We start from the raw sequence: 19,377 nt of genomic DNA on the forward strand, positions 1-19,377 counted from the left end.
TTCGTCATTGCGAGCACGGCGAAGCAATCCAGAGCCGTACCAGGACGCCTTGGATTGCTTCGCTGCGCTCGCAATGACGGCTTCGGTTCGACATGATGCCATCGCGCCCCAGCAGCGTCGGATCGAGCAAGGGCGCCGGGTGGAGATAGTCCATGTCAGGCTCATGCTGCATCCACAGTCGGTTCATCAATGCCCGGTTGGCGGCGTTGCGGTGCTCGATAATGACCTGCCCTCGCTTGTTAGACCGGACCCTCCGAAAAGCTCAGGATAGCCTTGATCACGGATCCCGCTTCTAGAGTTTGATCCACCCAGCTTGAACAGTTTCTCATCGTCACCCCGGCGAAGGCCGGGGCCCAGTTGAGAAGGTCGACGTAATTAGGCGCAAGCTACATCATCAGTGTCCCCCAACTGGGCCCCGGCCTTCGCCGGGGTGACGCTTCAGCTTGAATGGATCATCCTCTAGCGCGATCGCCAAGAAGTAGCGGGGCCCCGGATCAAGTCCGGGCCGACGGAGGCAGATTATCGATCGAGGAGGGTGGTGGCGATCATGAACGCTCTATCCGGTACGTCACACTGTCGGCAAGTGCCGGGTCATCGGGGTATTTGGGGTGGAGGAAGTCCATGTCGGGCACATGTCGCATCCCGAGCCGGTCCATGACGCGCTGGCTGGCGACGTTGCGCCTGCCGGTGATGGCGTACACCGCACGCTCCGGCCGGTTCGCCCATGCCCAGTCGAGCCAGCCCGCCGCCGCCTCCGGCGCGTAGCCCGCCCCCCACCAGTCGCGGCCGATCATCCAGCCGATCTCCAACAGCCCTTCGATCGGCGTTTCCGGCGCGCCGGGCTTCAGCCCGACGTGCCCGATCACCTGCCCGTCCTCGTGCCGTTCGACCACGCCGAAGCCGAGCGGTGCGTAGCCGGCGTGACGCTCCAGCACCGCCAGGCACGCCGCCTCGTCCTTCGGGCCGCCCAGATCGGCGGTCACCAGCGGATCGCTCCACATTGCGAACAACGCCGCGTGATCTGCGGAGGTTGGCGTCCGCAGGGTCAGGCGGGCGGTCTGGATCACGCGCCGAGCAGCCGTGCCGCCACGGGCGCGTGATAGGTGAGCACGCCCGAACAGCCCGCGCGCTTGAACGCCAGCAGCGTCTCCAGCACCATCGCGTCGCGATCCGCGGCACCCGCCGCCACCGCGGCCTCGATCATCGCGTATTCGCCCGACACCTGATAGGCGAACACCGGCACCGCGAACGCCTGTTTCACCTTCGCGACGATGTCGAGATACGGGAGGCCGGGCTTGACCATCACGCTGTCGGCGCCCTCGGCGAGATCGAGCCCGACCTCGCGCAGTGCCTCCTCGGCGTTGGCCGGATCCATCTGATAGGTGGTCTTGTCGCCTTTCAGCAGCCCGCGGCTGCCGACCGCGTCGCGGAACGGGCCATAGAAGGCCGAGGCATATTTGGCGGCATAGGCCATGATCTGGACATTGACGAAGCCGTCCTGCTCCAGCGCGGCGCGGATCAGCCCGACGCGGCCGTCCATCATGTCGCTGGGGGCGATCACGTCCGAGCCGTTGCGCGCCTGATTGAGCGCCTGTTGAACCAGCGCGTCGACGGTGCTGTCGTTGGTGACATAGCCGCGCGGGTCGACCAGCCCGTCGTGGCCATGCGTCGTGTAGGGATCGAGCGCGACGTCGGTAAGCAGGCCGATCTCGGGGACCGCATCCTTGATCGCGCGCAATGCCTGACACATCAGGTTGTCGGGGTTGATCGCCTCCGCGCCATCGTCGCTACGCCGGCCTGATTGCGTATTGGGGAAGAGCGCGAGGCACGGGATGCCGAGCGCGGCGGCTTCCTTCGCGCGCGCGACGATCCGGTCGACCGACCAGCGCGACACGCCGGGCAAGGCGGCGATCGGCTCCTCGACGTCGCGTCCCTCGGTGATGAACAGCGGCCAGATCAGATCGGCGGGGGTGAGCACATTCTCGGCATGGAGCCGGCGGCTCCAGGCGGCGGCACGGGTGCGGCGCAAGCGCAACGCGGGATAGGCAGCGTGCATGGCCGCGCTTTCTCGCAATCCGCCATGCCATGCAAGCGTTACGGAGGCGAAACGCGCGCTGGTGCGTTGATCCGGTCATGACAGAGATCCGCTCCGCCGCTTTGATCGTCAACGCCAAGTCGCGTCGTGGCCGCAAGCTGTTCAAGCGTGCGTGCCGGCGGCTGCGCGACCTGCCGTTCGGGGTCACGCCCTATGCGGTCAAGGACCCCAAGCATCTCGACCGCACGGTGCGCAAGGCGCTGGAGAAGAAACCCGATCTGGTGATCCTCGGCGGCGGGGACGGGACGATCAGCGGGCTGGTCGACCTGCTGGTCGGGCATGACGTGATCCTGGGGGTGCTGCCGCTCGGCACTGCGAACAGCTTCGCACGGTCGCTGGGACTGCCGCTCGATATCGATGGCGCGATCGACGTCCTGCGCGATGGCGTGGCGAAGCGGATCGACCTGGGCATGATCGACGACGATTATTTCGCCAATTGCGCGGCGATGGGGCTGAGCCCGCAGATCGCCGAAACGGTGCCGCACAATCTCAAGAAGGTGGCGGGGCGGATTGGCTATCTCGGCTGGGCGGGGTATCAGCTCACGCGATTCCAGCCCTTCACGCTCTATGTCGACGACGGGTCGGGCGAGAAGAAGCTGCGCGTGGTCGAGGTGCAGAATCTCAAACGGGCCGTATCATGGCGGGACGTGGCTGGTCGACGAGGCCGGGATCGCCTCGGGCGAGATCGTCGTGCAGGCGGTGCGCGGGCATTACAAGCGCCGGCTGGTGCGCAACTGGGCGTACAGCTTCCTCGGCCGCAGCGAGCGGCATCACGATACGGTCAGCTTTTCGGGCAAGTCGATCAAGGTGCGGACCGATCCGCCGCTGCCGATCTCGATCGACGGCGAGGTGCTGGCGCATACCCCGGTCACCGCGCATGTCGCGGCAGGGGTGATCGAGGTGATGGTGCCGAAGCCGTAGCCCGTCATTCCCGCGTCGGCGGGAATCCAGACGCGCAGGTCTTCGCAAGGGGCGAGACGTCAGAGTTTCTGGGTTGCCGCCTTCGCGGGGATGACGGTTATGACGCCGGCATCGCCCCCGCGACCAGCAGCGGATCGATCCGCGCGCCGTTCCACGTCATCGCCCAATGCAGGTGCGGCCCGGTGGCGCGGCCGGTGCGGCCGACCAGCCCGATCGGTTGCCCCTGGCGCACGCGCTCACCGACGCGCACGTCGATGCGGGACAGGTGCAGGAACGCGCTGGTCACACCGTGCCCATGGTCGAGGATCAGCAACCGGCCTTCGAGCGTGAACGGCGGATCGGCGGCCAGTGTCACCACGCCGTCGGCGGGCGCGACCACCTCCGCACCTTCGGGCTTCGCGACGTCGACGCCGCCGTGGTAGCTTCCGGGCTCCCCGGCGTAGATGCGCTGCGCGCCGAACAGCCCCGAGATACGCCCGCGCGCCGGCCAGACGAAGCGCTGCCGCCAGCCGTCCGCGTCGCTGCCGGTCGCGCGCGCGGCGACGATCTGCGCCAGTTCGCCGGAGCGTTTGGCGGCGAACTCCGCGCTGGGCACCGGGATCTTGCGCAGGGTCGGCAGTCGCTCGATCCGCCAGTCGCCGGGCGCGATCGACAGTGTGGCGGTCTGCGTCGTGCCGTCCGCCAAAGTCGCTGTCAGCAGCGCCTGCGGCTTGGCATCGCGGTCGAAGGCGATCACGAAGCGGCCGTCCGCGGCGACGGCGACCGGCGCGTCGTCGAGCGTGAGGCGCGTCGTACCGGCCGGCGCGGTGCCGAGCGCCAGCGCACCCTGCCGCAATCCGTCGCTAAGGCCGAAACGGGACGGCGAGATCGCCTGTTGCGGCGCGGCGGCGGCAACGGCGAGCAACGGCACCAGAAACGCGATCCGGCGCATCACCGCGGCGCCAGCTCCTCCGTCGCGATCGCGCCACTCGCGAACGGCCGCTGCGTCGCGACGTCCCAATAGCGCAGGTCCTCCAGCGCGATCCGCGCGCCGCTGACCGCGCACAGCACGTGATCGCCCGCCGCCAGAATGCGGAAGCCGTTGGCCATATAGTGCAATTTGGCGGGACGGTCGGTGTGGGACATCAGCATCGGAACGGGCTCTCAGATCAGGCGGGGCTGCTCGGGTTTGTCAGGATAGGCGCGGCGTGGGCTGCGCTCAACCTTCACCTCCGGTTTCGCGCTCCCGTCGACCTGCACCGCCACCGCCCCGTCGCGGAAGCGCAGGTTGAGCGCGCCCGCCGCGCGCGCGGCCTCGGCAGTGGTGACCGTGCCGCCCGCCGCCGCCTCGACGCGGGCATAGCCGCGCTCCAAGATACGGTCGGGGTTGAGGCTGTCGATCAGCCGCCCGACGTCGGCCAGCCGCCGCCGCGCCGCCTCCAGCCGCCGCTCCAGCGTCGCGGGGCGGATCGCACCCGCGGCATGGGTCAGCTCGCCGCGCGCGCGTGCGACGCGTCGCTCCAACGCACGATCGCCGCGCATCCCGAGATCGTCGAGCCGCTGCCGCTGCGGCCCGAGCAGCCGGTCGCGCGTCGGCATCACCCGCACCAGCGCCGCCAGTTGCTCTCGCCCACGATCGACATAGCGACGCGCGCAGCGCTGCGTACGATTGGCCATCGCGTCGAGCGACAGCCGCAGTTCGGCGAGCACCGGCACCGCGATTTCCGCCGCCGCTGTGGGGGTCGGGGCGCGCAGGTCGGCGGCATGGTCGCACAGCGTCGTGTCGGTCTCGTGCCCGACCGACGAGATGATCGGGATCGAGCAACCCGCGACCGCGCGTACCACTGGTTCCTCGTTGAACGCCCACAGATCCTCGATCGACCCGCCGCCGCGCGCGACGATCACCAGATCGGGGCGCGGGATCGGACCATCCGCGGGCAGCGCGTCGAACCCGCGCACCGCCGCCGCCACCTCCTCGGCCGCCCCCGCGCCCTGCACCTTGACCGGCCAGACGATCACATGCGTCGGGCAACGATCCTCGAGGCGATGGAGGATGTCGCGGATCACAGCGCCGGTCGGCGAGGTGACGACGCCGATCACGCGCGGCATGAATGGCAGCGGCTTCTTTCGATCGGCGTCGAACAGCCCCTCGCCCGCCAGCTTGGCCTTGAGCTTTTCGAGCAGCGCCATCAGCGCGCCGGCGCCGGCCAGTTCCATCCGCTCGATGATGATCTGGTATTTGGAGCGGCCCGGATAGGTGGTCAGCCGCCCGGTCGCGATCACCTCGACTCCGTCCTCGGGACGGAACGCCAGCCCGCCCGCGCTGCCTTTCCACATCACGCCGTCGATGACCGCGCTTTCGTCCTTCAGGCAGAGGTAGAGGTGCCCCGAGGTGGCGCGCTTGTAGCCCGAGATCTCGCCGCGCAGCCGGACGTGGCCGAACTCGCCCTCGACCATCCGCTTCAATCGACCCGACAGTTCGCCGACGCTCAACGCCATCGCATTGTCGCCGGGCGTCGGCTCGGCTACCAGCCGCCCCGCCTGAGTATCGTAAAGGGGGTCGGCCATGAACATCCTGCTGGTGGGTTCGGGGGGACGCGAACATGCGCTCGCCTGGAAATTGGCGCAGTCTCCGACGCTCGATACGCTCTTCGCCGCGCCGGGCAACCCTGGCATCGCCCAACATGCGACGATCGCCGATCTGGACGTGACAGATCACCGCGCGGTGGTGGATTTCGTGCGCCGCCATCGGGTTGGCTTGGTCGTGATCGGGCCGGAGGCGCCGCTGGTCGATGGGCTGGCCGACAATATCCGCTCGATCGGCATACCTGTGTTCGGCCCCGGGCGCGAGGCGGCGAAGTTGGAGGGGTCGAAGGGCTTCACCAAGGATCTGTGCGCGCGGATGGGCATCCCGACCGCGCGCTATTTCCGCGTCACCTCGAAGGACGGCGCGCTCGCCTGCCTCGACGATTTCGGCGACGCTTGCGTCATCAAGGCCGACGGGCTGGCGGCGGGCAAGGGTGTGGTGGTCGCCACCACGCGCGCCGAGGCCGAGGCGGCGATCGCCGACCTCTATGCACACGGCCCGGTCGAGGCAGTGATCGAGGAGATGCTCGAAGGACCGGAGGCGAGCCTGTTCGTGCTGTCGGATGGCACCACCACCGCCGCCTTCGGCTCGGCACAGGATCACAAGCGCGTCGGCGATGGCGACACCGGCCCCAATACCGGCGGGATGGGCGCGTATAGTCCGGCGGCGGTGCTGACGGCGGAGCTGGAAGAGCGCGCGCTCGGCGAAATCGTCCGCCCGACGATCGACTGTCTTGCCGCCTCGGGCACGCCCTATGTCGGCGTTCTCTATGCCGGGCTGATGCTGACGACCGACGGCCCCAAGCTGATCGAATATAACGTCCGCTTCGGCGATCCCGAATGTCAGGTCCTGATGATGCGCTACACCGGCGACCTCGCCGCGTTGCTGCTCGCGGTCGCGGAGGGGCGGCTGGCCGACGTGCCGGCGCCGGTCTTCTCCGACGACGTCGCGCTGACGGTGGTGATGGCGGCGGAAAATTATCCCGGTACCCCGCGCACCGGCGGCGCGATCGCCGGGATCGACGCCGCGCAGGCGAACGGCGCGGTGGTATTCCAGGCGGGTACGGCATTGAAGGACGGGCAATTGGTGTCGGCGGGCGGGCGCGTGCTCGCGGTGACCGCCAGCGGTGCCGATGTACCTTCCGCACAGCGCGCGGCCTATGCGGCGGTCGAGAAAGTCGACTTCCCGACCGGCTTCTTCCGCCGCGACATCGGAGCCAAGGCGGTGATCGACGGTTGAGCGGGCAGCACTTTCGGCGCAGGACCGGCTCATGAACTCAGGCAGCTTCGATCTCGACCCCATTTCCCAGAACGGCGTGCTGGTCACGATCGCGCTTGCGCTGGTCGCGATCCTCGCCGTGCTTACGATCATCGCGATGGTGTGGGGCGCGCGGCTCAAGCGCCAGCGCCGCGCCGCCGAAGCGGAGGAGCAGCGCCGGATCGAGGAGCTGAAGGCGGACGGCGTCGAGGCGACGAACACCGCCGAGGGTGGTCCGACGGTCGTCACGGCGACGCCACCTGCGCCATCGCCGCCGCCGCCGGTCGCCACCGCGACGGCTGCTCCCCCGGTCGCTTCACCTCCAGCTGAGCGCGTTGCGGACGATCATCAGGCGACGCTGCCCGACGAGCCGATCGCCGCGGCCGCACCGCTGGATGCGACACCGGCCAGCGTCGCCGCCGACGCACCGCTCGCCCCCGCCGAAGAAGGTGGCGCGCAGTCGGTGACGATCCTGAAGGGGCTCGGCCCGAAGATCGCGATGCGGCTTTCCGAACTGGGGGTCACGCGGCTCGATCAGCTTGCATGGCTCGACGATGCCGAGGCCGAACAACTCGACGCGCAGCTCGGCGTCTTCCAGGGGCGGATGGAGCGCGACCGCTGGCGCGAACAGGCGCGTTTGCTCGCGCAGGGCGATCGCGCCGGTTACGAAGCGCAGTTCGGCAAGCTGGGATGAGCGTCGCCTTCCGTCGCGAGAGCGATGACGAACATCTCGAACCGAAATTCGAGCTGCCGATCCCGCCTGGTCCCAATCTGGTGACCCCACGTGGACGCGCGCTGATTGAGGCGCGGGTCGTCGAGCTGGAGGCGGCGCTGGCGGCGGCGCCCGATGCGGAGGCCGCAAAGCCGATCGCGCGCGATCTGCGCTATTGGAAGACGCGGCGTGCGACCGCGATCGACACTGCGCCGCGAAGCGACGGTGTGGTCGGGTTCGGGAGCCGGGTGCGGTTTGCGCTGGCGGGCAAGGAGCGCGCGGTGACGCTGGTCGGGGACGACGAGGCTGATCCGCCGGCGGGATTGCTGTCCTTCTCCGCGCCGCTGGCGCGCGCGCTGATGGGTGCGGAGGCAGGAGAACTGGTGGCGTTCAATGGGAGGGAGGATGCGATCGAGGTGTTGGAGGTCGGGGCGTCGGGGTAGCGGCGGCTGTTGCAAGCCCTCCGGCCGGAACTAAATACCTGTCGCCTGCCTCCCCGGCGCACGCCGGGGTCCAGCTGCGTGACCTCCGTGACCACGCACATCGCTTCTTTACGACAGCCTTCCCAACTGGGCCCCGGCCTTCGCCGGGGTGACGGTTAGAGGGAAGGAAGAAACTTCGCCTACATGGTCGCCCAGCATGACGGAGGAGTTCGTCATTGCGAGCGTAGCGAAGCAATCCAGAGCGTCCTGATCCAGCCTTGGATTGCTTCGCTGCGCTCGCAATGACGGCTGTCTAGCGACGTCGTGCCGGTCACGCTCGACGAACGACGCTCAAGCCTCGCTGACGAGCAACTTGTCGATCCGGCGGCCATCGAGATCGACCACCTCGAACCGCCAGCCCTGTTCCTCGAAGCTCTCGCCCTCCTCGGGCAGCTTGCGAAACGCGGCCAGTGCGAGGCCGGCGACGGTGGCGTAGTCGCGGTGCTCGGGCAGATCGATGCCGAGCCGTTCGGCAAGCGCATCGGCGGCCATCGTGCCGGCGACCAGCAGTGAGCCATCGTCGCGAATCACGACGTTGGGGCTTTCCTCCGGGTCGATGTCCGACAGGAACTCGCCCGCAATCGCCGCGAGCAGGTTCGCGGGGGTGACGATCCCCTCGAAATGCCCGTATTCGTCGTGGATCAACGCCATCGGCACCTCGGCACGGCGCAATGCGTCGAGCGCGTCCATCGCGTCGATCTGGTCGATCACCACCGGCGCCTTGCGGACCAGCTTTTCCAGATCGAGCGTCTCGTCGCGGAACAGCGCCGCGGCGACGTCGCGCGCCTGCACCACGCCGACCACCGAGTCGATCGATCCGCGCGCCACCGGCAAGCGGCTGTGCGGCGTTTCGCGCAGCTTCACGCGAATCGCGGCATCGTCGAGCGAGATGTCGAGCCAGTCGACCTCGGTGCGCGGGGTCATCACCTCACGCACGGGCCGATCCGCGAGGCGCACCACGCCAGAGATGATCGAGCGCTCATGCTCCTCGATCACGCCGGACTTGCTTGCCTCGGCGACGATCAGGTGCAGTTCCTCGGCGGTGACCTGCTCCTCATTCTCGCGGTTGAGCCCGAAGAGGCGAAACAGCAGCGCGCTGCTCGCGTCGAGCACCCAGACGATCGGCTTCGTCAGCCGTGCGAGCCACCACATCGGCTGGGCGACCAGCGCGGCTACCGCTTCGGGCTTGCGGAGCGCGAATTGCTTGGGAACGAGTTCGCCGACGATCAGCGAGGCATAAGTGGTGAGCGCGATCACCAGCGCGAAGCCGGCGCTGAGCGCGGTTTCGTGCCCCATCCCGAGCGCCTCGAAGCGTGCGGCGACCGGCGTGCCGAGGCTCGCGCCCGAATAAGCGCCGGTGCCGATACCGATCAGCGTGATGCCGATCTGCACCGTCGACAGGAACTTGCCGGGATCCGCCGCCAGCTCGATCGCGATGGCGGCACCGCGTCGTCCGCTGCGTGCCATCGCCTCCAGGCGCGCACGGCGCGCCGAAACGATCGCCAGTTCGCTCATGGCGAACACGCCATTGAGCGCAACGAGCGCGAGGATGATGAAGACGTCGACCCAGGGGAACGGCGGTAGCATGATGTACCCCCTCTTGGCGGCAAAGCGGCAATCCGACAATCGCCAAATTGTTGCTGCCGCGCTTCACCCGGCATTCAGTGCGCAGGCGGAACAATATATCCGGGCGTCGGGTTGACCGACATCAGGTAGCGAAAGGGAAGAAGATGAAGCTGTCGTCGAAGCTGGCTGCCGCGCTGGCGTGCGTGTCGCTGGTGGCCGTCTCGGCATGTACGACCGATCCGGACACCGGTGAGCGGCGTATCTCGAAGACCGCGATCGGCGGGATCGGTGGCGCGCTGGGCGGGTATCTGCTCGGCGATCTGGTCGGCGGACGGCGCGACCGGACCGAGAAGATCGTCGGCGCGGGTCTCGGCGGGATCGCGGGTGCGGGAATCGGCGCGTATATGGACAAGCAGGAGCGCGAATTGCGCGAGCGGACCCGCGGCACCGATGTCGAGGTGACGCGTCAGGGCGACGATCTGCTGCTCAACATCCCGTCGGGGATCAACTTCGCGTACAATTCGGCGAACGTGCAGCCGCAATTCCGCGCGACGCTCGACAAGGTCGCCAGCGTGCTCGCCGATTATCGCGAGACCTATGTCGATGTGTACGGCCACACCGATTCGACCGGCAGCGATTCGTACAATCAGGACCTGTCGGAGCGGCGGGCGCGGTCGGTCGCGGATTATCTGTCGAGCCACGGGGTGCAGTCCGCCCGGATCGCCACGCGCGGGTTCGGCGAGACGCAGCCGATCGCCTCGAACGAGACCGAGGCCGGGCGCGCCGAGAACCGCCGCGTCGAGATCAAGATCGTCCCGATCTCGCAGAACGATTTGCCGCCGCGCTGATCGCCACCGTCACCGCCGCGCGGCGAAGAAGTCGCGCAGCAGGGTGGCGGCCTCCCCCGCCCCGATGCCGGCGAACAGCTCGGGGCGGTGATGGCAGGTCGGCTGGGTGAAGAAGCGCGGTCCGTGCTCGACCGCGCCACCCTTCACGTCATCGGCGGCGTAATAGAGGCGCGCGATCCGGGCGTGCGCGATGGCGCCGGCGCACATCGCACAGGGTTCGAGCGTGACCCACAGATCGCAATCCTCGAGCCGGTCGCGGCCGAGCGCCTTAGCGGCGGCGCGGATCGCCAGCATCTCTGCGTGGGCGGTCGGGTCGCATAGCTGACGCGGGGCGTTGGCGGCGACCGCGATGATTTGCCCGGCAAGCGTTACGACCGCACCGACCGGAACTTCACCAGCGCCATCCGCTTCTCGGGCCGCGTCGAGCGCGACGCGCATCGGGTGAGGCAGCGGAAACATCGTCGCTGCCTACGCCTGCGCGCCGCGGCGGTGAAGGCTTCGATTTATCCCACCATCACCCCGGCTCGAGGCCGGGGTGGCGGCGTGACTCGGGAGTTCAGCTCAGCGCTGTTCGCCGGGCTTCTGAACCTCGACCTTCGGGACTTCGACCGTCTTGTTCTCGGTGCCGACGCGAACCTTCGCGACGTCGGCATCGAACTTCGGCGCCTGCCCGCCCTCGAGTCGCGGCAATTGCGCCGTCTGGGTCTGGTCGAACTTGACGAAGCCCAGCAACAGCGCCGCCAGGAACACCAAGGCGACGATTCCGATCAGCACCAGCAGCCCGCGCATCCTTCTTCTCCGATTCCCTGTTGATTCGCTGCCGCAACAACGCTGCCGCGCCGGGCTGGTTGCAGCGCTGCCGACTTGACCGATCATCGGGGCTGGGTTACTGGCGCCCACTTTCCGGGCAACCGAATTCAGGATTATTCACATGTCGCGCATTTGCGAGCTGACCGGCAAGGGCCGGCAGGTGGGCAACAACGTTTCCCACGCCAATAACAAGACCAAGCGCACGTTCCTGCCGAACCTGCAGAACGTCACGCTGCTGTCCGACTCGCTGGAGCGGTCGATCCGTCTGCGCGTCTCGACCAACGGCTTGCGCTCGGTCGAGCACAACGGTGGGCTGGACAACTGGCTGGTGAAGACCTCGGACGACAAGCTGTCGCTGAAGGCTCGCCGCCTGAAGCGCGACGTCGTTAAGAAGCGTTCGGCCGCCGCCGCGGCCTGACGCCACCGGCCCTGCCCGCATCGCTGCGGCCCGCCCTCCACCTGGACGGCGGGCCGTGATGCGTTGTGGCGTCAGCCGCGCCAGCGGAACTTGGCGAGGATCGTCCGCCGCCAGAACGCGCCATCATTGTCGGTGACGAGCCAGATCATCACCCGACCGCCTTCCTGTGACACGGCCAGCCCCTCGGCATTTTCGTTGCCGAGCGCCGTACCGAAGCGGGCAACGACCGATCCGCGAAGCAACGCGCCCGGCCGGATCGTGCTCGCGGCGATCTCGCACCAGCGTCATTTCGAACCGCAGCGGCAGGTAGAATCGTCGATTGAGGACGAGCACGTCGCCGTTCGGCAGCACGGCGGCATCGCTGGGGAGCTATGCGGCGGCGGGAGATAGCGCAGCCGCGACGTGGGCGTGTCGAAGAGCGCCGGGTCGCCGTCGAACAGCAAGGCGGCCCGCGCGCCGTCTTCCCGAACCCCGCCCTCGCGAAAGGCAACAAACCGCCCGTCGTTCAGCCCCACCAGCGATTCGGCGCCGCTGTTGATGCCCCAACGCCGCATCGGCACCGGATAACTGGCGGCATCGGCGGTGTTGAAGTCACCCGCGTAGCGCCAGATCATGTTGATGCGCTCGTACCCGATCCAGGCGCGACCGGTGCGCGGATCGACGGCAAGCGACTCGGTATCGCGCGATGCCCTGCGCCAGCCGGTCTCCGGCCCGTCGGCCAATTCGGCGGTGCCGAGCGTCTCCATCTTACCGCGCGCGATGCGCACCCGCACGACCAGACCGCCGTCGCTGAGCAGGATCGCCTGCCCGCGATACAAGGCCAGCGCCGAAAGGCCGCCGAACGCGGACTGGTTGGCGGTCAGCGACAGCGCGCCGATCGGCTCCAGCGCACCGATGCGGCGGGGCCAGCCGCCCTTCGGCACGAAGGGTGTCGCCGTGACGCGCAGGCCCGGCGCGAACAATGGCCGCCGGCCGTCGCCGCTGTAGGACGGCACCAGCAGCAGCACCATTGCAAGGGTGACCGGCCATCGCACCTCATGCGCGTAAACCACCGCCGCTCCGCGCAAAAGGATGAACGCCCGATAACGGACGCATTCAGCGTCGGCTCAATGCGAATCGGGCAAAACCATTTTCATCGACGGGGAAGCCCGCCGACCGGAACAGCAAACGGGAGACTGCTCATGTTCAAGAATCTCGCCCTTGCCGGTGCCGCGCTCGCGATGGGCGCCGCCGCCGTGGCCCCGACCTCTGCCGACGCCCAGCGTTATTATGGCGATCGCTACAGCCGCTACGACAATCGTGGCTATGACGATCAGCGCGGTTACGACCGTCGCGACTATCGCGGCAACGACCGTCGCTACAATTACAACCGCCGTTGCTCGAACGGCACGACCGGCACGGTGGTCGGTGCGATCGCCGGTGGTCTGCTCGGCCGGGTGATCGACTCGCGCGGCGACCGTACGCTGGGCACGGTGCTCGGCGGTGTCGGCGGTGCGGTCGCGGGCAACGCGATCGAGAAGTCGAACAACTCGCGGTATTGCCGCTGACGCTGGCCGGTCGGGAGCCACGCTCCCGACCATGGCGCATCGCGCCGCCAGCGACACGGCCGGAAGGTCGGCAACGCCGACCCGACCGGCGACGGCCTTGCCGTCGTCTACCCCTTCCCTCGCGTAGTGTATGAGGGCGCGGGCCCGGTGCCGAAAGGTGCCGGGCCCGCGTTATTTTGGGCTCGATCTCCCGCACCGTTCGCCCTGAGCTTGTCGAAGGGCGTGCCACGAAACACGTGCTTCGACAGGCTCAGCACGAACGGTGGTGGGCGGCGGGCGTTGAGAAGTCGTGCTTTGCGGCCATGCGCCGCGGGCGAAGCCCGCGTCGTCGGTCGGGTCGGCGCGAGGCCGACCCGCCGGCCGAGCCGGGCGCTGCGCTTGCGCGCACCGGCCCGCGGCACGCGGGCCTGCGCCCGTCAGTACATATGCTGGCCGCCGTTGATGCTCAGCGTCGAACCCGTGACGAACCCGGCTTCCTCCGAACACAGGAACGCCACGCCGCGCGCGATTTCCTGTGCCTGGCCGAGGCGGCCGACCGGAATCTTCGCGACGATCTTCTCCAGCACGTCGGCGGGAACCGCAGCGACCATGTCGGTGTCGATATAGCCCGGCGCGATCGCGTTGACGGTCACCCCGGCACGCGCGCCTTCCTGGGACAGCGCCTTGGTGAAGCCGTGGATGCCGCTCTTCGCCGCAGCGTAATTGACCTGGCCATATTGCCCGGCCTGCCCGTTGATCGAGCCGATGTTGACGATCCGCCCCCATTTGCGGTCACGCATCCCCGGGAACACCGCCTTGGCCATGTTGAAGCAACCGCCGAGGTTGGTATCCATGACCTCCTTCCACATCTGGTAGGTCATCTTCAGGATCGTCCCGTCGCGCGTGATGCCGGCATTGTTGACCAGCACGTCGACCGGCCCCAGCTCGGCGGCGACCTTCGCGCAGCCTTCCTGACAGGCCTCATGATCCGCCACGTCCCATTTGTACGTGGCGATGCCGGTGCGGTCGGTGAACTCGCGCGCACGCTCGTCATTGCCGGCGTAAATGGCCGCGACCGTCATTCCCGCGTCCTTGAGGGCGACGCTGATCGCCTCGCCGATGCCGCGCGTTCCCCCTGTGACGATCGCCACACGTGCCATAACATCCTCTCCCGTCACCCGCTCGAAATGAGGCGGTGTTCCAAATTAAAGCCAGCCTAGGCGGGGGTGATCCAGCCTTCAAGTTCACGCGCCAGTAACGTGCGCAGCATCGCGACGCCGTCCGGGCTGTCGTTGAGGCATGGCAGATAGGCGAAATGCGTGCCGCCGGCCGCCACGAAGCTCTCGCGGCCGCGGATCGCCAGCTCCTCCAGCGTCTCCAGGCAGTCGGCGGAGAAGCCGGGCGCGACGATCGCCACCTTGCGGATACCCTGCGCGGGCATCGCCTCCAGTGTGGTGTCGGTGGCGGGTTCCAGCCATTTGGCGCGGCCGAAGCGCGACTGGAACGCGACGGTCAGCGGGCGGCCGAGCGCCTCGCCGAGCAGCCGCGCGGTCTTTCGACAGTGGCAATGATACGGGTCGCCAAGCTCCAGCGTTCGCTGCGGCATGCCGTGGAAGCTGGCGACCACCGCATCGGGCGCGAAGTCTAGCGTCTCCAGCGCCGCGGCGATGTTCTGCGCGAGCGCGCCGATATAGGCGGGGTCGTCGTAATAGGGCGGCAGCGTGCGGAGCGCAGGCTGCCAGCGCATCTTGGCCAGCGCGAGGAATGCCTTATCGTTGGCGGTCGCGGTCGTGGCGGCACAATATTGCGGGTAGAGCGGGGCGAGCAGGATCCGCTCGCACCCCGCCTCCTTCATCGCGCGTAGCCGGTCGCCGATCGCAGGATTGCCATAGCGCATCGCCCAGTCGACCAGCACCTCAGCGCCGAACGCGTCCTTCAGCGCCAGCGCCTGGGCGCGCGTCACTGACGCCAGCGGCGAGCCGTTGTCGGTCCAGACCTGTTGATAGGCGTGCGCCGATTTCTTCGGGCGGGTGGTGAGGATCGCACCGCGCAGGATCGGCTGCCACAGCAATTGCGGGATCTCGACCACGCGCCGGTCCGACAGGAACTCGGCAAGATAACGGCGCACCGCGCGCGTATCCGCGGCATCGGGCGTGCCGAGGTTGACGAGCAGCACGCCGATGCGTGGGCGGGGGATGGCGGGGTGGTCGGGGGAAGCATCACGCGCTCCTGAACGGCAAGTGGCGCCACCGCGTTCCGCCGGCAGCGAACAGCGCATTGGCGATCGCGGGGGCGACCGCGGATACGCCCAGGTCTCCGACCCCGCCGGGGTCCGCAGTCGAGGTCATCAGCTCGACCGTGATCTCGGGGGCGTCGGCGAGCGTCGGGAGGGCGACGTCGCCGTAGCGGCGAATGCTCGCCAGCCCGTCCTGATAATGAGCAGCCGCGCCCTGCGTCGTCGCGGTGCCGAAGATCAGCCCGCCCTCGATCTGCTGGCGGACGATGTCGGGGTTGATCGCGCGTCCGCAATCGACCGCCGCGACCAGCCGGTCGACGCTCGGGCGGCCGGCTCCGTCGAACCCGGCCTCGGCGAGCACCGCGATCATGCTGCCGGCCATGCGGTGGCAGGCGATCCCCTGCCCGCTGCCCGGCACGCCGCCGCTCCACCCGCCGAGCGCCGCCACCGTCGTCAAGCAGCGCGCCAGCCGCGGCTCGCCGCCGAGCAGCCCGACGCGGTACGACATCGGCTCGGTTCCCGCGACCCGCGCCAGTTCGTCGAGAAAGCATTCGGTGAAGAAGGCGGTGTAACCGTCCGCGCCGCCGCGCAGATGACCGGTCGGCAGGTCGAGCGCGACCGGATGATGCCAGACCTCCGACGCACCCAGACGATAGGGCGGCACCGCGCCGCTCGTCGCATAGCCGTCCGCGCCCGCCGGAAAGATCGAGGCGAGCCGTCGCAGCGGATCGTCGGGCAGCAATCGTATCGCCATTTCACGCCCGGTCGCCGGCACCGCGATCCGTGCGCGCCACGCGAGGATCGCACCATTGGGCGCGAGCCGTGCCGCCATCCGCGCACGCGCGGGCGGACGTACCCGGTCGTGGAGCAACGCCTCGCCGCGCGACCACGCCAGCTGCACCGGGCGACGCAATTGCTTGGCGAGGATCGCGGCCTGCTCGACGACATCGACCTCCAGCGCCGCGCCGAACGAACCGCCGCTGAGCATCGGATGCAGGATCACCTGCGCCTCCGCCACGCCGATCGCGCGCGCCGCCGCCGCGCGCGCCAGCGAGGGCGCCTGAGTCGCGGCCCATAGCTCCAGCCGTTCATTCTGCCAGTGCGCGGTCGCGGCCGGCGGCTCGACCGCGGCGTGGAGTGCGGGGGCGACGCGATACTCGGCCTCGACCAGCCGCGCACCGGCGAAGACGCCGTCGACATCGCCAGTGCGCACGACGCGGTGGCCATCGGCCTCGAGCGCCGCGGCAAGCGCACGGTCGATCGCCGCGTCGTCGGGGGGATCGGTCCCTCGAAGCGCGGCGCGAGCGCGATAAGCGCACGGTTGGCGGCCCACCAATTGTTCGCGACAGCGGCGATCCAGCGATCGTTGCGGACGACGTGGAGCATTCCCGCGACCCGCTCGGCCGCGGCGACGTTCGCCGAGCGCAATCGTGCGTCGCGGTGCGGCGACTGCCGGATGCTCGCGAACACCATGTCGGGCAGCCGCACGTCCGCGACGAAATCGGCCGAACCGTCGACCTTCGCGGGCACGTCGAGCCGCGGCAGCGACTCGCCGGTCAGCCGGCCTTCGTCGCCGATCCGATACGGCAGGTCGGTGGGCAATTTGCCTGCCGCTGCCGCTGCCGCTGCCGCCTCCGCCAGTTCGCCGAAGCGCAGCCGTTGCTTGCCCTCCATGACGAAGCCGTCGGCGGTCGTGCAATCGCGCCAATCGACCTCCCACCGCTTTGCCGCCGCCTGGCACAGCAGCACGCGCGCCGCCGCGCCTGCGTCGCGCAACGGCGCCTCGAAGCGCCGCACCGAGGTCGAGCCGGCGGTGAGCATCAGGGCGTCACGCGTCCAGACTTCGTCGCGCAATCGTTCGGGCGCGCCCGCGAAGCCATCGCCGAACAGCCAGTCGGCGGCGAGCGGGTTGGCGTAGAGTGGCGAGACCGGCGCGGCCTCGACCCCGACCGTCCGCCAATCCGCGCCGAGTTCGTCCGCGACGATCTGCGGCAGGGTCGTGAACACGCCCTGCCCGTGTTCGCATTGCGGGACGGCGACGATGATCTTTCCGTCGCGCGCGATCTTCAGGAAGGCGTTGAAGACGTGTTCGTCGGGCGCGGCGGCGACATTGGGCAGATAGGTGCGCGGCCATGCCGCCCACGCCACGATCAGCCCCGCGCCGACGCCACCGGAAACGAGAAGCCTGCGCCGCGTGATCTCCGCCATGCGATGCCGCCTAGCGGGCGTGGTGAGGTTTGGCGAGTAGCCTCGTCAGTCTACCGCCAGCGCGGCATAGCTCTTGCGCAACGATCGTTTGTCGATCTTCTCGGTCCCCAGCCGCGGGAGCGGATCGGGGCTGAGCCAGAGCCGCTGCGGGACTTTGAACGCGGCGAGATGCTTGCCGAGGAACGCGATCAATTCGGCGCCGCTGGTCGCGTCCGGATCGGCGAGGTGGACGACCGCGCACGGCACTTCACCCAGCCGCTCGTCGGCGAGCCCGAACACCGCCGCCTCGGCGACCGCACCATGCGTGTAGAGGGCGGCTTCGACCTCCTGGCAGCTGATGTTCTCGCCGCCGCGGATGATGATGTCCTTCTTGCGGTCGACGATGAACAGATAGCCGTCGGTGTCGAGATAGCCGAGGTCGCCGGTGCGGAAGAAGCCGTCGGCGGTGTAGCATTCCGCGGTGTCGGCGGGGCGGCCCCAATAGCCCTCGAAACACGCCGCCGAGCGGATGCCGATCTCTCCGACCCCGCCGAGCCGCACCTGCTGCCCATTCTCGTCGAGGATCGCGAACTCGACCAGCGGTGCGGAGGGGCGCCCGGTCGAGGCCGGCTTGGCGAGATAGTTGCTGCGCCAATTGCCCGCGCCGACCGCATTGGATTCGGTCAGGCCATAGCCGATCAGCGGCGAGCCGGGCAGTTCGGCATCGAGCCGCCGGACATGCTCGACCGGGCGCGGCGCGCCGCCGGCGGCGAAGTCGGTGACGGTCGACAGGTCATAGGCGGCGCGGCGCGGATGGTTGAGCATCTCGAGGCTCATCAGCGGCACGCCGACGAAATAGGTGACCTTCTCGCGCTCGATCAGCCGCATCGCCTCCTCGGCATCCCAGCGCGACATCAGCACCAGCTTGCGCCCCATCGCGAAGCTTTGCAGGAAGGTCGGCACCATGGCGGTGACGTGGAACAGCGGCACGTTGAGCAATGTCGCGGGCTGCGCGGCCATCGGCTTGCCGTCCTGCGTCGAGATCGCGAGCATCATCATCGCCGAGGCGAGGAAGTTGAAGGTGCCCTGCACGACCTGGAAGTGGGTCGACAGCGCGCCGCGTGCGCGGCCGGTCGAGCCAGAGGTGAACAGGATCGTGGCATGAGCGTCCGGGCCGGCCGCCGGCAGCGCCGCCCCCTTGGCGCGGGCGAGCAGCGCATCGAGCGCCTGTTCGAGCGGCAGCGTATCGTCGAACGCCTGAACGGGAACCTCGCAGCCGGCGAGCCGCTGCACGCGCGGCGGATCGGCAAGGATCAGCGACGGAGTCGATTCCGCGACCGCTGCCGCCAGTTCCTCGGCCTGCCACCAGCCATTGAGCAGGGTGGCGACCCCGCCGGCCATCACGATTCCCATGTAGAGGACGATCCACGCCGCCGAATTGCGCGCGGCGAGCGCGACCCGGTCGCCGGGCGCGATGCCATAGCCTTCGACCAGCGCCTGTGCGACGCGGGTCGCGGCGTCATGCGCCTGCCCGAAGGTCAGCCGCTCGTCACCACAGACCAGAAAGGTCTTGTCGCGATGCTCGGCGCAGAAGTGCGCGAAATAGGCCGGAAGCGTCGGCGGCGCGGTGGTGATGCACGGCAGGGTGCGGCCAAATCGCGCAATCGATCCCAGTGCGAGCGGACCGCCCTCCCCCGTCAAGGCCGCCATCACGGCATCCATGCGCGCGTCAAGCTCGGTCCGCATCACTCTC

At 68.8% G+C, this 19,377-nt stretch carries 21 protein-coding genes and 2 pseudogenes; 7 read left to right on the top strand and 16 right to left on the bottom strand.

Going from position 1 to position 19,377, the window contains the following annotated elements; genetic code table 11:
- Positions 1-4: 4 nt before the first annotated feature.
- The 3 genes from QP166_RS10690 to hemB form a co-directional block, all read right to left on the bottom strand.
- Complete coding sequence (locus QP166_RS10690; protein ID WP_333915895.1) at positions 5-187, bottom strand: hypothetical protein; 183 nt, start codon at positions 185-187, stop codon at positions 5-7.
- Positions 188-545: 358 nt separating this feature from the next.
- The gene (locus QP166_RS10695) at positions 546-1,067 is read right to left on the bottom strand and encodes a GNAT family N-acetyltransferase (protein WP_333915896.1); all 522 of its coding nucleotides are present in this window, start codon (positions 1,065-1,067) and stop codon (positions 546-548) included.
- The gene (hemB, locus tag QP166_RS10700) at positions 1,064-2,056 is read right to left on the bottom strand and encodes a porphobilinogen synthase (protein WP_333915897.1); all 993 of its coding nucleotides are present in this window, start codon (positions 2,054-2,056) and stop codon (positions 1,064-1,066) included. The genes QP166_RS10695 and hemB overlap by 4 nt, the downstream gene beginning before the upstream one ends.
- A 77-nt stretch (positions 2,057-2,133) precedes the next feature.
- Between hemB and QP166_RS10705 the strand changes: the two are divergent.
- Positions 2,134-3,016, top strand: a pseudogene (locus QP166_RS10705) (diacylglycerol/lipid kinase family protein).
- Between the two features lie 97 nt (positions 3,017-3,113).
- On the opposite strand, the gene QP166_RS10710 reads toward QP166_RS10705, so the two are convergent.
- From QP166_RS10710 to xseA, 3 genes are read right to left on the bottom strand one after another with little or no spacing between them, the layout of a single operon-like run.
- Complete coding sequence (locus QP166_RS10710) at positions 3,114-3,947, bottom strand: M23 family metallopeptidase (RefSeq protein ID WP_333915898.1); 834 nt, start codon at positions 3,945-3,947, stop codon at positions 3,114-3,116.
- On the bottom strand, positions 3,947-4,147 hold the full coding sequence (locus QP166_RS10715; RefSeq protein WP_333915899.1) for a DUF2093 domain-containing protein: 201 nt from the start codon (positions 4,145-4,147) through the stop codon (positions 3,947-3,949). The genes QP166_RS10710 and QP166_RS10715 overlap by 1 nt, the downstream gene beginning before the upstream one ends.
- Before the next feature lie 12 nt (positions 4,148-4,159).
- On the bottom strand, positions 4,160-5,563 hold the full coding sequence (xseA, locus tag QP166_RS10720; protein ID WP_333915900.1) for an exodeoxyribonuclease VII large subunit: 1,404 nt from the start codon (positions 5,561-5,563) through the stop codon (positions 4,160-4,162).
- Here xseA and purD point away from each other — a divergent pair.
- The 3 genes from purD to QP166_RS10735 are packed head-to-tail and all read left to right on the top strand — an operon-like array spanning position 5,562 to position 7,994.
- A complete protein-coding gene (gene purD, locus QP166_RS10725) occupies positions 5,562-6,821 on the top strand; it encodes a phosphoribosylamine--glycine ligase (RefSeq protein ID WP_333915901.1) in 1,260 nt (419 codons plus the stop codon). The genes xseA and purD overlap by 2 nt on opposite strands.
- 31 nt (positions 6,822-6,852) lie before the next feature.
- Positions 6,853-7,533: a hypothetical protein gene (locus tag QP166_RS10730; protein WP_333915902.1), complete on the top strand. Its 681-nt coding sequence runs from the start codon at positions 6,853-6,855 to the stop codon at positions 7,531-7,533.
- Complete coding sequence (locus QP166_RS10735; protein ID WP_333915903.1) at positions 7,530-7,994, top strand: GreA/GreB family elongation factor; 465 nt, start codon at positions 7,530-7,532, stop codon at positions 7,992-7,994. The genes QP166_RS10730 and QP166_RS10735 overlap by 4 nt, the downstream gene beginning before the upstream one ends.
- A gap of 330 nt (positions 7,995-8,324) precedes the next feature.
- Here QP166_RS10735 and QP166_RS10740 read toward each other — a convergent pair whose 3' ends face one another.
- A complete protein-coding gene (locus QP166_RS10740; protein ID WP_333915904.1) occupies positions 8,325-9,620 on the bottom strand; it encodes a hemolysin family protein in 1,296 nt (431 codons plus the stop codon).
- A gap of 143 nt (positions 9,621-9,763) precedes the next feature.
- On the opposite strand from QP166_RS10740, the gene QP166_RS10745 reads away from it, so the two are divergent.
- Positions 9,764-10,447, top strand: a complete 684-nt coding sequence (locus QP166_RS10745; protein ID WP_333915905.1) for an OmpA family protein — start codon at positions 9,764-9,766, stop codon at positions 10,445-10,447.
- Positions 10,448-10,456: 9 nt separating this feature from the next.
- Here the strand turns inward: QP166_RS10745 and QP166_RS10750 are convergent, their stop codons facing one another.
- Entirely contained in the window at positions 10,457-10,906 is a 450-nt protein-coding gene (locus QP166_RS10750) for a nucleoside deaminase (RefSeq protein WP_333915906.1), read from the bottom strand.
- Positions 10,907-11,008: 102 nt separating this feature from the next.
- Positions 11,009-11,236 (bottom strand): hypothetical protein, encoded by a 228-nt coding sequence (locus tag QP166_RS10755; RefSeq protein ID WP_028966566.1) that lies wholly within the window; start codon positions 11,234-11,236, stop codon positions 11,009-11,011.
- Positions 11,237-11,378: 142 nt separating this feature from the next.
- Between QP166_RS10755 and rpmB the strand changes: the two genes are divergently transcribed.
- Positions 11,379-11,675, top strand: coding sequence for a 50S ribosomal protein L28 (gene rpmB, locus QP166_RS10760; RefSeq protein WP_333915907.1), 297 nt, complete (start codon positions 11,379-11,381; stop codon positions 11,673-11,675).
- A 71-nt stretch (positions 11,676-11,746) separates the two neighbouring features.
- Here rpmB and QP166_RS10765 read toward each other — a convergent pair whose 3' ends face one another.
- Entirely contained in the window at positions 11,747-11,917 is a 171-nt protein-coding gene (locus QP166_RS10765) for a hypothetical protein (protein ID WP_333915908.1), read from the bottom strand.
- Between the two features lie 42 nt (positions 11,918-11,959).
- Positions 11,960-12,727, bottom strand: a complete 768-nt coding sequence (locus QP166_RS10770; RefSeq protein ID WP_333915909.1) for an esterase-like activity of phytase family protein — start codon at positions 12,725-12,727, stop codon at positions 11,960-11,962.
- A 129-nt stretch (positions 12,728-12,856) separates the two neighbouring features.
- Here QP166_RS10770 and QP166_RS10775 point away from each other — a divergent pair, with 129 nt between their 5' ends.
- The gene (locus QP166_RS10775) at positions 12,857-13,222 is read left to right on the top strand and encodes a glycine zipper 2TM domain-containing protein (RefSeq protein ID WP_333915910.1); all 366 of its coding nucleotides are present in this window, start codon (positions 12,857-12,859) and stop codon (positions 13,220-13,222) included.
- A 416-nt stretch (positions 13,223-13,638) separates the two neighbouring features.
- On the opposite strand, the gene phbB is transcribed toward QP166_RS10775, so the two are convergent.
- From phbB to QP166_RS10800, 5 genes and pseudogenes are all read right to left on the bottom strand, one after another.
- Complete coding sequence (phbB, locus tag QP166_RS10780; protein ID WP_333915911.1) at positions 13,639-14,361, bottom strand: acetoacetyl-CoA reductase; 723 nt, start codon at positions 14,359-14,361, stop codon at positions 13,639-13,641.
- Positions 14,362-14,417: 56 nt separating this feature from the next.
- A complete protein-coding gene (gene hemH, locus QP166_RS10785; RefSeq protein ID WP_443027209.1) occupies positions 14,418-15,479 on the bottom strand; it encodes a ferrochelatase in 1,062 nt (353 codons plus the stop codon).
- Positions 15,421-16,650, bottom strand: a complete 1,230-nt coding sequence (locus QP166_RS10790) for a molybdopterin cofactor-binding domain-containing protein (RefSeq protein ID WP_333915912.1) — start codon at positions 16,648-16,650, stop codon at positions 15,421-15,423. The genes hemH and QP166_RS10790 overlap by 59 nt, the downstream gene beginning before the upstream one ends.
- 785 nt (positions 16,651-17,435) lie before the next feature.
- Positions 17,436-17,645 (bottom strand): annotated as a pseudogene (locus tag QP166_RS10795) (hypothetical protein); the annotation flags it as partial.
- Positions 17,646-17,690: 45 nt separating this feature from the next.
- Positions 17,691-19,370 carry a class I adenylate-forming enzyme family protein gene (locus QP166_RS10800; protein ID WP_333915913.1) on the bottom strand — a complete coding sequence of 560 codons (1,680 nt, stop codon included), beginning with the start codon at positions 19,368-19,370 and terminating at the stop codon, positions 17,691-17,693.
- Positions 19,371-19,377 lie beyond the last annotated feature (7 nt).

The organism is Sphingomonas sp. LR60, from assembly GCF_036855935.1.
Taxonomy (GTDB): Bacteria; Pseudomonadota; Alphaproteobacteria; order Sphingomonadales; family Sphingomonadaceae; genus Sphingomonas.

Bases quoted from the DNA above. Each gene is read 5' to 3' on its own strand.
- QP166_RS10690 (WP_333915895.1), bottom strand. From the start codon at position 187: ATGAACCGACTGTGGATGCAGCATGAGCCTGACATGGACTATCTCCAC.
- hemB (WP_333915897.1), bottom strand. From the start codon at position 2,056: ATGCACGCTGCCTATCCCGCGTTGCGCTTGCGCCGCACCCGTGCCGCC.
- QP166_RS10710 (WP_333915898.1), bottom strand. From the start codon at position 3,947: ATGCGCCGGATCGCGTTTCTGGTGCCGTTGCTCGCCGTTGCCGCCGCC.
- QP166_RS10715 (WP_333915899.1), bottom strand. From the start codon at position 4,147: ATGCTGATGTCCCACACCGACCGTCCCGCCAAATTGCACTATATGGCC.
- purD (WP_333915901.1), top strand. From the start codon at position 5,562: ATGAACATCCTGCTGGTGGGTTCGGGGGGACGCGAACATGCGCTCGCC.
- xseA (WP_333915900.1), bottom strand. From the start codon at position 5,563: ATGGCCGACCCCCTTTACGATACTCAGGCGGGGCGGCTGGTAGCCGAG.
- QP166_RS10730 (WP_333915902.1), top strand. From the start codon at position 6,853: ATGAACTCAGGCAGCTTCGATCTCGACCCCATTTCCCAGAACGGCGTG.
- QP166_RS10735 (WP_333915903.1), top strand. From the start codon at position 7,530: ATGAGCGTCGCCTTCCGTCGCGAGAGCGATGACGAACATCTCGAACCG.
- QP166_RS10740 (WP_333915904.1), bottom strand. From the start codon at position 9,620: ATGCTACCGCCGTTCCCCTGGGTCGACGTCTTCATCATCCTCGCGCTC.
- QP166_RS10745 (WP_333915905.1), top strand. From the start codon at position 9,764: ATGAAGCTGTCGTCGAAGCTGGCTGCCGCGCTGGCGTGCGTGTCGCTG.
- QP166_RS10750 (WP_333915906.1), bottom strand. From the start codon at position 10,906: ATGTTTCCGCTGCCTCACCCGATGCGCGTCGCGCTCGACGCGGCCCGA.
- QP166_RS10755 (WP_028966566.1), bottom strand. From the start codon at position 11,236: ATGCGCGGGCTGCTGGTGCTGATCGGAATCGTCGCCTTGGTGTTCCTG.
- rpmB (WP_333915907.1), top strand. From the start codon at position 11,379: ATGTCGCGCATTTGCGAGCTGACCGGCAAGGGCCGGCAGGTGGGCAAC.
- QP166_RS10775 (WP_333915910.1), top strand. From the start codon at position 12,857: ATGTTCAAGAATCTCGCCCTTGCCGGTGCCGCGCTCGCGATGGGCGCC.
- phbB (WP_333915911.1), bottom strand. From the start codon at position 14,361: ATGGCACGTGTGGCGATCGTCACAGGGGGAACGCGCGGCATCGGCGAG.
- hemH (WP_443027209.1), bottom strand. From the start codon at position 15,479: ATGCGCTGTTCGCTGCCGGCGGAACGCGGTGGCGCCACTTGCCGTTCA.
- QP166_RS10800 (WP_333915913.1), bottom strand. From the start codon at position 19,370: ATGCGGACCGAGCTTGACGCGCGCATGGATGCCGTGATGGCGGCCTTG.